Source organism: Streptomyces sp. NPDC002784 (assembly GCF_053592135.1).
Window position 1 is genome coordinate 243,066 of sequence record NZ_JBSFVD010000005.1, and the last position, 15,212, is coordinate 258,277.

The following is a 15,212-nucleotide window of genomic DNA, read 5'->3' on the forward strand; positions in this document are numbered from 1 at the left end:
GTCAGAATTGTTGAGCGTTTGATCGATGGCGTGCTAGAAACCGCCGTCATGACGACTCGTTGGTCCCGTCGCGGCTTTCTGACCGCGAGCACCGCCACCGCCCTCGCTCTCACGCTCTCCGCTCCGGCCGGCGCCGCCGCCGAGGCCGACGAGTTCGCGACCCTGCGGGCCAAGTGGCGCACCCTGCTGCTCGGTGAGGGGTTCAGCCCCACCGCCGAGCCCTTCAAGAGCCGGCTCGCGGAACTGGGCAGCACCGCGAGCCAGTTGCAGTCCTCCATGGCCCCGGCCGCCGGCTCACTGTGGCCGGACCTGGTCTACGCGGACCCCGAACCCGACACCGACCAGGAGTCCTACGGCTACTCGGGCAACCTGGCCGCCAGCTACTACCGGCTCCTCACGCTCGCCCAGGCGTACTGCCAGCCCGGCACCGGACTGACCGGCAACGCGTCCCTCCGGACCGCCGTGCTGACCGGCCTCGACCACCTCCACGCCGAGGTGTACAACGCGAACCAGACCCGCTACGGCAACTGGTACAGCTGGCAGATCGGCGCCCCGCAGGCGCTGCTGGACGTCTGCGTGCTGATGTACTCCTCGCTCACCGCCACGCAGCTCGCCCAGTACTGCGCGGCCGTCGACCACTTCGTGCCCGACTCCGCGGTCGCGAACTACTCGGGGACGAGCACCGGGGCCAACCGCGTCGACCTGTGCCGGGTGCTGGCGCTGCGCGGCATCGTCGGGGGCAGCGCCGCCAAGGTGGCGCTCGCCCGGGACGCCCTGTCCCCCGTCTTCCCGTACGTCACCAGCGGGGACGGGCTGTACACCGACGGATCGTTCGTCCAGCACACCACCGTGCCCTACACCGGCTCCTACGGCTCGGTCCTGCTCGGCGGGCTCGGGATGCTGTTCGCGCTGCTGAACGGGTCGAGCTGGGCGGTCACCGACGCCAAGCGGCAGATCGTGTTCGACGCCGTGGAGAACGCCTGGGCGCCCTTCCTCTACAACGGCCTGGTGATGGACTCCGTGTCCGGCCGGGCGATCAGCCGGGGGGTGGCCGCCTCCGACAGCAAGCGGATCCAGCAGGACGATCACCTGCGCGGTCATCCGATCCTCGCGTCGATCGTGCTGCTCGGACAGGGCGCGAGCGCCACCGAGAACACGCGCTGGCGGGGGCTGGTGAAGGGCTGGCTCCAGCGGGACTACTACAGCCCGCCGATGAGCAACCCCTCCCTCGGGCTGACGAACCTGGCCCGCCTGAAGTCCGTCCTGGACGACACGACGATCACCCCGCTCGCCGAACCGACCGGCCACCGGCTCTTCCCCAACATGGCCCGGGCCACCCACCGCAGACCCGGCTGGGCGGCCTCGCTCAGCATGGCGGACCGCAGGATCACCTACTACGAGACCGGCAACGGCGAGAACCTGCGCGGCTGGCACACCGGCTCCGGCATGCTCTCCTGGTGGGGCGACACCTTCGGCAACGGCCAGTACAGCGACGCCTTCTGGCCCACCGTCGACCCCTACCGGCTGCCCGGCACCACCGCCTCGCGCAAGGTCCTCGCGGACGCGGCGGGCGGCGACTGGGGCGCCTCCCTGCCCGACGTGCACTGGGTGGGCGGCGCCACGGACGGGCAGCGGGCGGCGATCGGACAGTACCTGAAGGGGCTGCAGTCCACGCTGCTGGCGAAGAAGTCGTGGTTCTTCCTCGACGACACCGTGGTCTGCCTCGGCGCCGGCATCCGCTGCACCGACGGCACCGCCGTGGAGACCACCGTCGAGAACCGCAACCTCGGCCCCACCGGCAACACCTCCTTCACCGTGGACGGCACCACCAAGCCGCTCACCTACCCCTGGTCGGAGACGCTCACCGGCGCCCGCTGGGCGCACATCGGCGGCCACGCCGGGTACGTCTTCCCCGGCGGGGCGACCGTCAAGGCGCTGCGCGAGGCGCGCGACGGCCGCTGGAGCGACATCAACCGGGGCGGCTCCACGGCCGTACTCAACCGCAAGTACCTGACGATGTACGTCGACCACGGCACCGACCCGACCGCCGGCAGCTACGCCTATCTGCTCATGCCGGGCGCCACGGCGGCGCAGACCCAGGCGCGGGCCGCCGCCACCGGCTGGCTCACCGTCCTCGCCAACACCAACGACCAGCAGGGCGTGGCCGTTCCCTCGCTCGGCTTCACCGCCGTCAACTTCTGGTTCGGCGGCACCGCGGGGAACCTCGTCGCGAGCGACCCGTGCTGCGTGATGATCAATGAGCGCAGTGACGGCACCGCGGTGATCTGCGTCAGCGATCCGATGCGGATGCGCACCGGCCTGACCCTCACCTGGAACCGCGCGGTCGCCTCGGTGACGTCCAAGCCGGCCACCGTGACCTCGGCGACGACCGGCTCCTCCCTCCGGCTCACCTTCGGCGACCTGAGCGGCACCGCGGGCGCCACCCAGCGGATCACCGTCAGGCTCGCCTGAACATCCCGTGCAGGGACGCCTTCAGCGCCACCACGAAGGCGTCCCTGCGCTCCTCGCTCAGCGCGTCCAGCGACAGATACGGGTTGAGGTCCTCCAGCTCCACCAGCAGCAGCTCCCCGCCCGGGGCGCGGCAGGCGTCGACGCGCTGGATGCCGTGGCCGATGGCGTTCCAGTCGATGAAGCGGCGGGCGAACTCCAGGTCGGCGCCGGTGGCTTCGTACGGCTGGAGCTCCCAGCGCCGCTTCGGGTCCGGGGCGTACAGGGCGTACTGGAAGTCGTGGTCGACGAAGTAGAAGGAGACCTCGTAGGAGAAGTCGATACAGGGCTGGACGAGGACGCTGCTGTCGGCCAGCTCGCGGGCCCGCCCGGCGGAGACGATCTCCAGGCCGATGGAGTCCGCGCCGAGCTTGGGCTTGACGACATACCGCTCGGCCGCCGGCAGCCGGTCCAGGTCCTGGGCGCGGTCCACGGTCGGGATGACCGGGAAGCCCGCGGCGGTCAGGTCGAGCAGATACCGCTTGCCCGCCATGTCGCCCCGCCCGGTCAGCTCGTTGTAGACGAGCGCCCCGGTGCCGGCCGCGTGCTCGCGGAACGCCTGATAGGCCTGCGGGTACTCCAGGACCGGCCCGCTGTTGCGCACCACGACGGCGTCGAAGCCGTCCATCAGCGCCACCGCCTCCCGCGGATGGCACAGCGCGAGGTCGAAGTCCTCGCGCAGCCGGGAGGTGAGGTGGATGTCCTCGTCGCAGTACCGGCGCCCGCGGGCCGGATAGGCCAGGTCGGTGACGTACAGCAGACGGCGGCGGGCGGACGGCATACGGGCTCCTCGGGGCGGGCGGGAGGCGATCGTAGGCACGCCCCCACGCCCCGAACAAATGTCGGGTTACGGCGTCACAGTCCCGCCGCCCACAGCTCCCGCCTGCCGATTCCCTCCAGGCCCCGGCGTACGGTGCGCCGGACCCCCGGCGCGATCGGCGTGTACGAGGGGACGGCGAGGACGCGGCAGCCGGCGGCCTCGGCGGCGGCGACGCCTGTGGCCGAGTCCTCCACGGCGAGACAGGCGGCGGGGTCGACGCCGAGGGTGCGGGCGGCGGCGAGGTAGGGGTCGGCGGCGGGCTTGGTGCGCGGCGTCTCGCCCTCGGCGACCGTGGTGCGGAACCGGTCGGCGCCGAGCGTCTTCAGGACCGCGTCCACGACCGGGCGCGAGGACGCCGAGACCAGGGCGGCCGGAATGTCCAGCTCCTGGAGCAGGTCGAGGAGGGCGAGGGCGCCGGGCAGTGCGGTGGTCTCGCGCTGGACGGCGGTCAGGAAGCGGGCCTCGAGTTCCTCGGCCAGGGTCCGCGGGTCCTCGGGGCGCAGCAGGGCCGCGGTGTCGGCGGCCGAGCGGCCCAGGGCCTGGAACAGGTCGTCCGCCTCGATGCCCGGCGCGGCCTCGCGGACCGTGCGCAGCCACAGCGACTCGGTGTCCACGAGGGTGCCGTCCATGTCCAGGAGCACGGCGTGCGGGGCGGCAGCGAAGGGCACCCCGTCGAGGGTCCAGTGCCGGTCGGGGTGGCGGCCGAGGGCGGCGAACGCCTGGGCGGCGACGTCGGCGTGGCGCAGCGTCCGGGCGGGGGTGCCGATGCCGGGGCCCGCGGCGGCCAGCCACGCCGTGCGCTCCACGGCCGTACGGCCGCCGTGGCCGCCCGCGTCGACGTGGCCGTGGTCGGTGACGACCAGGACGGTCCAGCGTTCGTCGGCGTACGACGGCCGGGAGCGGACGGCGTCCAGCAGGCGGCCCAGGCGTGCGTCGGCCCGGCGGATCGCGGCCTCGTAGACCTCGCCGCAGCCCAGGATGTGCGCGGTCTCGTCGGGTGCGCCGAGGTAGACGAAGGAGGCGACCGGATCGTCGGAGGTGTCGGCGAGGACGCGTACCGCCGCCTCGGTGACCTGTTCGTCGCAGCGCTCCCAGGCCTCGGCGGTGTCGGCCGTCGGTGAGACGTACACGGACCGGGAGGGGGCGGCGAAGAGGGGGCCGCCGGCGCGGGACTGCAGCAGGGGCTCCCAGCCGGCGGCGACGAAGGTGCGCAGGCCGTCCTGGACGGCGAGCCGGGTCGTGAAGTCGGGGAAGACGTCGAGGCGGTGGCCGGTGAAGTCGTTGCTCCACACGCCGTGCCGGGCGACCGTGACGCCGGTGACGACGGTCGCCCAGCACGGGCCCGACATGGTGGGCGTCTCCTCGTCCACCTCGATCGGCGCGAGGAACCCCTCGGCGGCCAGCGCGTCGAGGTGCGGGGTGGCGAGCCGGTTCAGGGTGTCGAGGCGTACGCCGTCGATGCCTACGACCAGGACGCGGTGTGCGGCGCCGGACATGAAGGACCTTTCTCGCGGGGGGTGTTCAGGCCGAGCGGATCAGTTCGTCGGGGGCGACCTCGTACGCCAGGGGCAGGCCCTGGGCGTAGCGGGCGACCTCGTCGACGGCCCAGTCGGTCATCCGGCCGAGTTCGTTGCCCAGGGAGCCGGCGATGTGCGGGGTGAGCAGGACGTTGGGCAGCGTGTACAGCGGCGAGTCGGCCGGGGGCACGTCCGGTTCGGTGACGTCCAGGACGGCGTGGACGCGGCCGGTGACCAGGTGGGCGAGGAGCGCGTCGGTGTCGACGAGGTTGCCGCGGGCGGTGTTGACGAGGGTGGCGCCGTCCTTGAGGAGGGCGATGCGGCGGGCGTCGAACATGTGGTGGGTCTCTGGCAGTTGGGGCGCGTGGATCGACACCACGTCGCCGCGCCGGGCCAGTTCGTCGAGACCGACGAGCTCGACACCGAGGGCGCGGGCCTCGTGGGCGTCGACATAGGGGTCGTAGAGCAGGACGTCGAGGTCGAAGGGGCGCAGCAGTTCGATGACGCGGCGGCCGATGCGGGAGGCGCCGACGATGCCGACGGTGCGGTGGTAGTTGCCGTGGCCGCTGTAGTACGGCAGCAGGTCGGGGTGGGCGCGGGTGTCGGCGTAGACGCGGGCGACGTCGAGGACGCGTTTGTTGGCGAAGAGGATGGCTGCGAGGGTGAACTCGGCGACGGGCAGGGCGTTGGCGGCGGCCGCGGAGGAGACCGTGATGCCGCGCTGCCAGACGGCGTCGGTGACGTGGTGCTTGACGGAGCCCGCGGCGTGCACGACCGCGCGCAGCCGGGGCATCAGGTCCAGCGCGTCCTCGGTGAGCAGGGGGGCGCCCCAGTGGGTGAAGAGGACCTCGACGGCGGCGAGTTGCCGGGGGTCGGCGGTGGCGAGGTCGGTGACCGCGGTGGTCGTGTCCACGTGCGCCACCGCGTGCAGCCGGGTGAGGGCGGTCCCGTCGAGGAGCTGGCGGTGGATGCCGGCGCCCATGGCCAGGACCGTGTGGGGGCGGGGGATGCTGTTCAGGGGGGTGCCTTCCGGTGCGGGCATCGTCACTTCACCGCGCCGGCGGTCAGCCCGGAGCGCCAGAAGCGCTGGAGGCAGACGAAGGCGACGATCAGCGGGACGACGGCGACGAGGGAGCCGGTGATGACGAGCGAGTAGAACTCGGGCTGCTGCTGGGTGACGCTGTTCCACATGAACAGGCCGAGGTTGACCGGGTAGAGCTCTTCGTCGTTGAGCATCACCAGGGCGCCGAAGAAGTTGTTCCAGCTGGCGGTGAACGAGAACAGGAAGATGGTCATGAACCCCGGTGCCAGCATGGGCAGTCCGATGCGGGCGAAGGTGCGTATCTCGCCGGCGCCGTCGACCCGGGCGGCCTCCAGGACCTCGCCGGGGACATAGCCCTCCGAGAAGACCCGCGCCAGGTAGACGCCGAAGGGGTTGACCAGGGCGGGCAGCAGCAGCGCCCAGTAGGTGTTGACGACACCGGCCTTGGTGGCCAGCAGGTACATCGGCAGCTGGATGACCGTGGTCGGGACGAGGACGCCGCCCAGGACCAGGCCGAACAGTTTCTCCTTGCCGCGGAAGTCGTACTTGTCGAAGGCGTAGCCGGTGGCGACGCAGATGAAGGTGGAGACGGCGGAGCCGACGACGGAGTAGAGGATGCTGTTGCCGAACCAGCGCAAATAGATGCCATCGTTGAAGGTGAAGACGCGTTCGAGGTTGGCGAAGAGGTTGAAGTCGCCGAAGGCGAAGCCGGAGGTGGCGAACAGGTCGCGGTGGTTCTTGGTGGCGGCGAAGAGCAGCCAGCTGATGGGCATCAGGGTGTAGAACGCGGCGACGATCAGCACTCCGTTGACGACGCCCTTGGAGAGCAGGGCGCCGGAGGGGCCCCGGCGGCGGGTGGCCGGTGCGCGCTTCGCGGGTGCCTCGGGGCGGGTGGTGGGTGCGGTGTCCTGGGTGAGGGTGCTCATTGCGCGGCCTTCCACCGGTTGCCGATCCGGGTGACGAGGTAGGACAGGGCGACGCCGAGGGCGGCGAGCATCAGCGACGCGGCGGCGGCCAGGCCGTAGTCGTGCTGCACGAAACCGGCCTTCCAGATGTACAGGGTCGGGGACCACTCGGTGTCGATGGAGGAGGCTCCGCGCTGGTTGAGGAGCTTGGGTTCGGTGAAGATCTGGATCGCGCCGACGCAGGTGAACAACACGGTCATCACGACCGCGGAGGCGATCATCGGCACCTTGATCTGGAGGGCGGTGCGCAGGGCGCCGGCTCCGTCCACGACGGCCGCTTCGATCACTTCGCGCGGAACGGCCTGGAGGGCGGCGTAGAAGATGACCATGTTGTAGCCGGTCCACTGCCAGGCGGTCAGATTGACCAGCGAGCTGAGCACATGGTCGTTGCTGTAGAAGTCCCAGGAGCCGCCGAGCGCGCCGATCCAGTCGAGCACCGGGCTCAGACCGGGCGTGTACAGGTAGATCCAGATGATCGAGGCGATCAGTCCGGGGATCGCGTGCGGCAGGAACAGGGCGAGCTGGAAGAACCGCTTGGCGCGGGCGAGCGCGGAGTCCACCAGCAGCGCCAGCGCGAGTGAGCCGCCGATCATGACCGGGATGTACAGGGCGCAGTAGAGCGCGATGTGGGAGAAGGAGGCGCGGAAGCCGGAGTCGGCCAGGGCCTTGGTGTAGTTGCCCAGGCCCGCGAACACCCGCTCGGTGCCGCCGAAGCCGAGTCCGGAGGAGCGCTCCTGGAACAGGCTCATCCACACCGCGTAGGCGATGGGGGCCGCCATGACCACGGCGAACAGCACGAAGAACGGGACGATGAACAGGGCGGCGGCGCGGCGCTGACTGCGCCGGAGTCGGGTGGCGGCCGGGGGCCGGGGCGCGGACGCGCGTACGGCCACGGGACGCACGACTGGGGCGGACGGTGCTGCCACAGGGGCTCCTTGGCGGGGGTGTGGCGGGTGGGCGGGGGGTTGGTGGACGGCGGGGTGAGTGGCCGCGGGATTGGGCGGCGGGGGTTGTCCGGCCGCGGGGCTGGGCGGTGGGGGTTGTCCGGCCCCGGGGTTGGGCGGCGGTGGCTCGGCTGCGGGGCTGGGCGGTGGAGGTGGCTCGGCCTCGGAGTTGGGCGGAGGTGGCTCGGCCGCGGGGCCGAGACTGCCGAGGTGGACGGGTGGCGGGATTGGGCGGTGGAGGTGATTCGGGCGAGGTGGCTCGGCCACGGAGTGGGGCGGATGTGGCTCGGCCTCGTGGGTCGGGTGGTGCGGGGGTGCCCGGGGTCGTCGGGCGGGTGGTGGCGGGCCCGGGGTGCCTGGGGTCGCCGGGCGGGGGTGTGGGGGCGGAGGGGCGCGGGCCGCCGGGACGGTGGGGGCCCCGGCGGTGCCGTCGTCGGGCCGCGGCCGTGTGACTACTTCGCGAGCTTCAGGCCGCGCTCGGTGATGCCGGACTCGGCCTTCTGCTGGCCGGCCTTGACGCCCGAGGTGAAGTCGGACTTGGCGGTCTCGTCCTGGACCGCGGTGTAGACGTCCATCTGGTTCGGGCCCCAGGTCCAGCCGGGCACGATGGTCTCGGCCTGCTCGGAGGCGAGGGCGTAGAGGTCCTGGCCGTTCAGGTAACCGGTGTCGAACTTCGCCGCGGCCACCTCCCGCATCCCGGGGTTGGCCGGCAGGGCGCTGCTGGGCGACTCCAGGTCGGCGAGGCGGGCCTGGACGCCGGCCTTGTCGGTGGTGAGCCAGGTGATGAACTCGGCGGCGGCCTCGGGGGTGTCGCTGCCCTTGAGGACGCCGTAGGAGGTGCCGCCGTAGTTGCCGGTGGCGGGGGTGCCCCAGTTGGGCAGGGGGGCGACGGCCCACTTTCCGGCGAGGTCGGGCATCGCGGTCTTCATGCCGCCCGCGGACCAGGAGGCGCCGAGGAAGGAGAGGGTCTTGCCGGAGGTGCGGGCCTTGGTCTCCTCGGGGCTGTAACCGGTGTAGGACTGCACGAGGTCGTCCTCGATGAGACCGTCCCAGTAGGAGGTGACCTTGTTGGTCGCGGCGTCGTCCACGGCGGGCTTCCAGGCGTCGCCCTCGACGGAGAACCACTTCGCGCCCGCCTGCCAGGACAGGGCGGCCAGCAGGGCGGGGTCGTTCTTCGGCATGGAGGCGAGGCGGACGCTCTTGTCCTGCTTCTTGACCTTCGCGGCGGCGGCCTTGAACTCGTCCCAGGTCTTGGGGACTTCGATGCCGAACTTCTTGAACAGGTCGGTGCGGTAGTAGTAGAGCTGCGGGGCCGCGTCGTAGGGGACGGTCCAGGTCTTGCCGCCGAAGGTCACCAGGTCCTGGATCCCCTGCGGGAACTTCGTCTTGACCGTTTCGCCCGCGTACTCGGTCAGGTCGATCAGATTGCCCTGGCTGGCGAACTCGGGAACCATCTGGTACTCGATGTTGGCCACGTCGGGCGCGTTGCCCGCCTTCACGGCGTTGGCCAGCTTGCTGTAGCCCTCGGTGCCGCTCGGTATCTCGGTGAGCTCGACCTTGATGTCCTTGTGCGTCTTGTTGAACGCGTCGACGGTCGACTTGGCCCCGAGGGTCCAGGTCCAGTAGGTGAGGGTGACCGGCTTGCCGTCGGCGGCGGTGTCGGTCGAGTCGCCGTCGCCGCCACAGGCGGTGGCGAGCAGGCCGAGGGCGGCGACGGCGGCGAGTGCGGCGGTGCTGCGGAACGAACGGGTAGTGCGCGTCATGGCACGTCTCCTACGAGACCTCGTACGGAAAGAGGCGGTCGCAGGACATCTTTTGGGTCAGGACGATCGACGTCAAGAGCGTTCGACCAAGACAATCAAAACGATCGCGCAACGAACGTAACGCTCACGGAGTGATCGCTTCGCCGCCGCAGGACGACCTGACTCTCAGCACCGGGAGCAGATCGAGGTGCTGGCCGGGGCCGGGCGGCTGTTCGTTCCGGCGCTCGGCGAGCCGCTGGAGCAGCAGCTTGGCGGCCAGTTCCCCGACCGAGCGCTTGGGCGGGGCGATCGCGGTGAGCGGCACGTCGGACATGCCGGCGACCTCGTCGTCGTAGGCGATGAGCGCGAGGTCGTCCGGGACCCGTACCCCGGCGGCCTGGAGCCGCGGCACCAGCACGATCGCGTCCTCGTCGCTGTGCACCAGAGCCGCCGTGACGCCCCGCTTGTGCACGGCGTCGACGAGGTGGTCGACGCTCGCCTCGTAGTCGCCGTGCTCGCGCACCGCGGGGGCGTCGATGTCGATGCCGAGCCCCAACGCCTGCACCGCGGAACGGAATCCGGCGGAGATCTGCACCGCGTGCGGGCCCTCCTGGAGCACGGCGGTGATCTTCCGGTGACCGAGGGAGGCGAAGTGGCCGACGGCCACGGCGGCGCCGTGCGCGCGGTCGGTGCGGACCCGGTCCAGGACGGCGGCGGGGTTGCCGGGCGGGGCCGAGCGCTCGACCAGCACGGCCGGGACGTCATGCTCCAGCAGCCACTTCTCCTGGCCGCCCTCGGGCACGCCGCCGAACCAGCTGGGCGCGACGAGCAGCCCCTGTGCTCCCCCGGCGATGAGGTGTTCGGCCTGGACGGAGTCCTCCGCGTCGACGTACCCGGACACCCCGAGGACCAGCCGTCCGCCCTGGGCCGTGACGGCCTCCCGGGCACCGCGGACGATGTCGGCGAAGATGTAGTTCGTGGTCGGCACGATCATTCCGATCACCGCGCCCTCGGCACCCTCGGGGTGCTCGCGCGGCCCGACCGCCGTGTCCTCCGGCCACACCACCGCGCCGTGCAGCCGGTGGACCCGCCCCTGGGCGGCCAGCGCCTCGACGTCCCGTCTCAACGTGACCGCGGAGACGCCGAGTTCGGCGGCGAGTTCCGCGACCCGGATGCTGCGCCGTTCGCGGACGAGCTCGAGCACCCGCTCATGACGCTGGTCGACATGGAGTCGCATGGGGTTCCCCCTGGTCGGTGACAGATCCGGGCGGCGGCATGATCCCGGAGTGCCTTACTCTACGCCCATCATCGTATCGATCGTTTGCGATCAAACGATCAGAGGAGGTGCCCGTTCCGGGGCGAGAGCGTGGTGGCCCGCCGCCGTGTCTAGTCCTCGCTCGGGGCCGGTTCCCTCGGCTGGAGGCGCAGATGGGCGCCCTGGCGCAGGAGGGTGCGCTGGACGAGGTGGTGGGGTACCGCGCGGGGAGTGCGGCCGAGGCGGACGGCGAGGGCGGCGCAGGCGCCGGCGGCCTGGCCGGTCGCCATGGCGATCGGCATGACGCGGTAGGACGAGTGGGCCACGTGGGAGCCGGAGATGCAGCGCCCGGCGACCAGCAGGCGTTCGGTGTCCCGGGGCAGCAGACAGCGCAGGGGGATGTCGTAGAAGCTGCCGCGCGGGACGCGCTTGAGGACGGTGCCGCTGCCCCGGGGGTTGTGGATGTCCACGGGATAGGCGCCGTGCGCGACGGCGTCGGGGAAGGCCCGCGCCGCGAGGATGTCGTGGCCGGTGAGGTGGTAGTCACCGAGGATGCGGCGGGTCTCGCGCACGCCGATCTGGACGCCGCTCTGCGCGATGTAGGAGTCCTCGAAGCCGGGCACGCGCCGGCGCAGGAAGCGGTCGATCTGGGCGAGTTGACGGCGGGCCAGGAACTCGGCGCGGCTGAGGTCCCACACGTCGGTGCCCAGCGCCCGGGTGACGCGGGTGCTGTTGACGCTGACCTCATGGGGGTGCGGGGTGCCGAAGAAGAGCATGTCCTCGCGGGGCAGGCGCAGTTCACCGGCCTCGGTGGCCTCCCGCACCAGGTCCCACAGCCCGTGCACGCCCCGCCACTGGCCGGGATGGTCCTGGACGTACTCGGCGAACCGCGGCTGGAGGAAGTCGACGACGCGGAACATGAGCGTCATCGGCTGGACGAGCCCGTCCTCCGGACGTCCGATCTCGTACGGCGCCCCGCAGGCGGCGGCGATGTCGCCGTCCCCCGTGCCGTCGATGACGATCCCGGCGTCGATCACGACCGGGCCCGACTTGGTCTCGAAGACCACGCGCCAGCCGTCGTCGAGGGGCAGCGCGGTGGAGGCGAACGAGTGGAAGAGCATCCGCACGCCCGCCTCGTCGAGCAGGTCGAGGAGGACGAGTTTGTAGATCTCCGGGTCGAAGGGGACGGTGTAGCCGGTCTCGGGCGACGGCGGCACACAGCCGCCGCGGGCGGTGAGCCGGTCCAGCAGTACCCACAGGAAGCCCGCCACCACGGCCTCGCCCTCGCCGTGGTCGGTGGGCAGCAGCCGGCCGAGCCGCCCGGTGTCGTCGAAGACGGCCTGCTTCTGCTCGTTGTGGAACGACATCAGCGGCATGACGAGCGCCACGGTGGCGTTGCCGCCGAGAAAGCCGTAGCGCTCCACGAGGACGACGTCGGCGCCGGCCTCCGCCGCCGCGTACGCCGCCGCGGTCCCGGCCGGTCCGCCGCCGACGACCAGCACGTCCGTCCGGCCGCCGTGGCGGGCCGGGCGGGGCGGGAGGGTGACGGTCCGGTCGGGCTCGGGCGGGGTGAGGATCGGCATGGGGGCTCCCGTCGGGGGCGGTCAGGCCGGTGGCGCCTGCGGGCCGGTCAGGCTCAGATGGGCGTGCTCGGCGTGCTGTGCGCCGCCCGTGCCGCCGTCGAGGCTGTCCAGCAGGGTCCCGCAGCGCACGCAGGTCTCCCGGGCCAGCGTCTGCAGGCCCTGCACCCGGTTCCGCAGGTCGTCCTGGCGCAGCGGGAACTCGTCCCAGAGCCGGTCCACCTCCGCCAGCAGCAGTCCGGCCTGCTCCCGCGCCACGCCGACCAGGGCGGGCGCGCCGGTACGGCGGGCGAAGTCGAAGACCTTGCCCGAGTACGGCAGCGGCAGCACGGGGAGCCCGGTGAGCGCGGCGAAGATCACGACGTGCAGGCGCATGCCGACGACGATGTCCAGGTGGCTCATGAAGCCGAGGATCTCGCCGGGGCTGTAGGAGTTGTTGAGGATGCGTCCGCGGTCCGGGGCGCTCATCCGGGACAGCACACCGTGGGCGTGCCGTACGTCCTGGCGTTCCATCGGGACGAAGACGACGTGCGCCTCCAGGCGCCGGGCCAGGAAGTCGGCGACGTCGGCGAGCAGGGCGTGGTAGTCGGCCTCGTCGAGCTTCTCGGCCGCTCTGCCGGGTTCCCGTACGGACATGCCGACCAGCCGGGCGTCCAGGGGCAGCCCTTCCTGCCGCATCATCTGCTCGGTGAAGGGCTCCGGCGGCAGGAGCAGTGCCGGGTCGGCGGTGACGGTGAGGTCCCGCTCGATGCCGACCTCCTCCAGGACCAGGCGGGACTCCTCGTCGCGGACCACGATGCCGGTCATCTCCGGGATGACGGCGCGGACGGCCTCCCGGTCGTCGGCGTCGCGCAGGGGGCCGGCGCCGACGGCGTAGGCGAAGGTGGGCACCCCGCGTTCGTGCGCCGCCCGTACCAGGCGCAGATAGCGGCGCGCCTCGCCGTCGTAGAGGATGCCGCCGCCGCCGAGGACCAGCAGGTCCAGGCTGCCGAGGGTGTCGAGCACGGGCTTTTGCGGGACGCCCTCCCAGTCCACGACCTCGTCGGCCTGCGGCTGGTGGGTGCGGGTGTGCTCTGCGTTGCGGCTGAAGACGACGAGCCGCGCGTGCGGGCGGTGGGCGCGCAGGCAGCTCATGATGCACTTGAGGATCGCCTCGTCGCCGGTGTTGCAGCCGCCGTAACTGCCGAGCAGGCCGATCCGCAGGTCGGGCGGAGCAGTCGGCTCGAGGTGGTCGTAGGTCATCCGGAGCTCCTGTTACGACGGAGGTGCGGGACCCGGGGGGCCGGGCACGTGGCTGCGGCTGGGTCCGGTGGTCGAAGCACGCCCTCATGGCGTCGGGCCCGGTTGCCCGGGCGCTGCGGGAAAAACGTGACGGCGGGCCTGGCCGACAGCGGTGCGGCCTTAGGGACAGTATGGGTGGCAATGTGCCGCGCGTCCTTTCCGCGGCGGCGGATTCTCGGCGGGTACCCGCCCCGCGGGGACGATGCCGGGTCATATCCCTTGGCATCCGTGCGGAACAGGGATCACCCCGGTGGCGGTACGGCCATCCCGTGCGGGTCGACCCGGGTCTGCGCCTCTTCGTCCAGCGCGTCGGCGTGCAGCAGGGTCAGTGCCGCCGCGGCGACCTCGCCGGTGGTGATCCGCAGCAGTTGGGGGTCGGGCACCTCGCCGTGCGGATCGCCGGGCGGGCCCGGTTTCCACAGGGCGATGTGGCGGGCGAGGGGCGGCGGTCCCCACAGGTGGGGCGCCACCGGTCCGAAGAGCGTCACCGAGGGCGTGCCGTGGGCCACGGCCAGGTGGGCGAGTCCGGTGTCGCCGCTGATGACGAGCGGCGACCCGGCGATGAGCGCGGAGAGCTCGCCGTAGGGCAGGCCCCCGCTCAGTACGTCGCGCCGGGGCAGCCCCGCGCCTCGGGCGACGTCGGCGACCAGGGCGCCCTCGGCGGGCCCGCCGGTGACGACCACGCGGTGCCCGGCGGCGCGCAGTCGGTGTGCCACCTCGGCGTACCGCTCGCGCGGCCAGCGGCGTGCGGCGGCCTCCGCGCCCGGGTGGACGACGACCGCTCCCGGCGCCGGGGGAGGGGTGGCGGGGGCGGGCAGCCGCAGGTCGCCGGGGTCGGCGGCGATGCCGTAGGAGGCCAGGAAGCGGCACCATCGGTGCCGCTCGTGTTCGTCGGGCCGCCACACGGGGGGCCGGGTGGGGTCGGCGTGGGCCAGGAGCCGGCGGGGGGTGAGGGCGGCGAGCGCGTCGCGGCTGGCCGGGCCGTTGCCGTGCAGGTCGATGGCGATGTCCGGCGGCGGCCCGGACCAGTGGTCCAGCGACGGCACCGCCCGGCCCGGCGCCTCGGCGGGGAGGACGTCGTCGACGGCACCGGTGGCCAGCGCCGCCTCGCGGAGCGCGGGAGGCAGCGCCAGCACGACGTGGTGCCCGGCGAAGGCCCGCCGTATCCCCCGCAGTGCGGGCACGGCGGCGAGCAGGTCCCCGAGGCCGAGCGCCCGCAGCACGAGCAGGCGGGGCCGCGAGGGCGTACCGCCGCCTCGGCCGGGCGCGGCCGGACGAGCCGCCCTCCGCACATGCCCCGGCCCACCCGAAGGCCCCGCACCACCGCCCGCCTCCGACGACCCCGGACGCGGCGCGCCCTCCATGTCCCCCACCCCACCCGACGGCCCCGCACCACTGCCCGCCTCCGCCACCCCCGGGGCAGCCCCCGACAACCCTGGACGCGGCGCGCCCCCCATACCCCCCACCCCACCCGACCGCCACGAACCCGGAGCCACCGCCGCCCCCGGACGCGGCGCGCCCCCCATCTCCCCCACGTCCCCCACCTCCCCCGCCCTCC

The 15,212-nt window shown here is 72.5% G+C and carries 11 protein-coding genes; 1 reads left to right on the forward strand and 10 read right to left on the reverse strand.

Translation table 11 applies throughout. The features are described from left to right. Window positions 1-48 precede the first annotated feature (48 nt). Window positions 49-2,472, forward strand: coding sequence for a polysaccharide lyase 8 family protein (locus ACWD1Z_RS13160; protein ID WP_451118196.1), 2,424 nt, complete (start codon window positions 49-51; stop codon window positions 2,470-2,472). On the opposite strand, the gene ACWD1Z_RS13165 is transcribed toward ACWD1Z_RS13160, so the two are convergent. From ACWD1Z_RS13165 to ACWD1Z_RS13210, 10 genes are all read right to left on the reverse strand, one after another. Further along, window positions 2,459-3,289 (reverse strand): hypothetical protein, encoded by an 831-nt coding sequence (locus tag ACWD1Z_RS13165; RefSeq protein WP_451118198.1) that lies wholly within the window; start codon window positions 3,287-3,289, stop codon window positions 2,459-2,461. The two genes, ACWD1Z_RS13160 and ACWD1Z_RS13165, sit on opposite strands and share 14 nt — an antisense overlap. 74 nt (window positions 3,290-3,363) lie before the next feature. Next, window positions 3,364-4,824, reverse strand: a complete 1,461-nt coding sequence (locus tag ACWD1Z_RS13170) for an HAD-IA family hydrolase (RefSeq protein ID WP_451118200.1) — start codon at window positions 4,822-4,824, stop codon at window positions 3,364-3,366. 25 nt (window positions 4,825-4,849) lie between these two features. Beyond that, a complete protein-coding gene (locus ACWD1Z_RS13175; protein WP_451118202.1) occupies window positions 4,850-5,887 on the reverse strand; it encodes a hydroxyacid dehydrogenase in 1,038 nt (345 codons plus the stop codon). 2 nt (window positions 5,888-5,889) lie between these two features. Next, window positions 5,890-6,813: a carbohydrate ABC transporter permease gene (locus ACWD1Z_RS13180; RefSeq protein ID WP_451118204.1), complete on the reverse strand. Its 924-nt coding sequence runs from the start codon at window positions 6,811-6,813 to the stop codon at window positions 5,890-5,892. Next, window positions 6,810-7,778: a carbohydrate ABC transporter permease gene (locus ACWD1Z_RS13185; protein WP_451118205.1), complete on the reverse strand. Its 969-nt coding sequence runs from the start codon at window positions 7,776-7,778 to the stop codon at window positions 6,810-6,812. Before ACWD1Z_RS13185 ends, ACWD1Z_RS13180 begins: the two co-directional genes overlap by 4 nt. Window positions 7,779-8,248: 470 nt before the next feature. After that, window positions 8,249-9,559, reverse strand: a complete 1,311-nt coding sequence (locus ACWD1Z_RS13190) for an ABC transporter substrate-binding protein (protein WP_451118207.1) — start codon at window positions 9,557-9,559, stop codon at window positions 8,249-8,251. A 124-nt stretch (window positions 9,560-9,683) separates the two neighbouring features. Then, window positions 9,684-10,775 (reverse strand): substrate-binding domain-containing protein, encoded by a 1,092-nt coding sequence (locus tag ACWD1Z_RS13195; RefSeq protein ID WP_451118208.1) that lies wholly within the window; start codon window positions 10,773-10,775, stop codon window positions 9,684-9,686. 149 nt (window positions 10,776-10,924) lie between these two features. Continuing rightward, window positions 10,925-12,376: an FAD-dependent oxidoreductase gene (locus tag ACWD1Z_RS13200; RefSeq protein ID WP_451118210.1), complete on the reverse strand. Its 1,452-nt coding sequence runs from the start codon at window positions 12,374-12,376 to the stop codon at window positions 10,925-10,927. 21 nt (window positions 12,377-12,397) lie between these two features. Beyond that, entirely contained in the window at window positions 12,398-13,615 is a 1,218-nt protein-coding gene (locus ACWD1Z_RS13205) for a polysaccharide pyruvyl transferase family protein (RefSeq protein ID WP_451118212.1), read from the reverse strand. 281 nt (window positions 13,616-13,896) lie between these two features. Then, window positions 13,897-14,946, reverse strand: a complete 1,050-nt coding sequence (locus ACWD1Z_RS13210; protein WP_451118214.1) for a glycosyltransferase family 9 protein — start codon at window positions 14,944-14,946, stop codon at window positions 13,897-13,899. Window positions 14,947-15,212 lie beyond the last annotated feature (266 nt).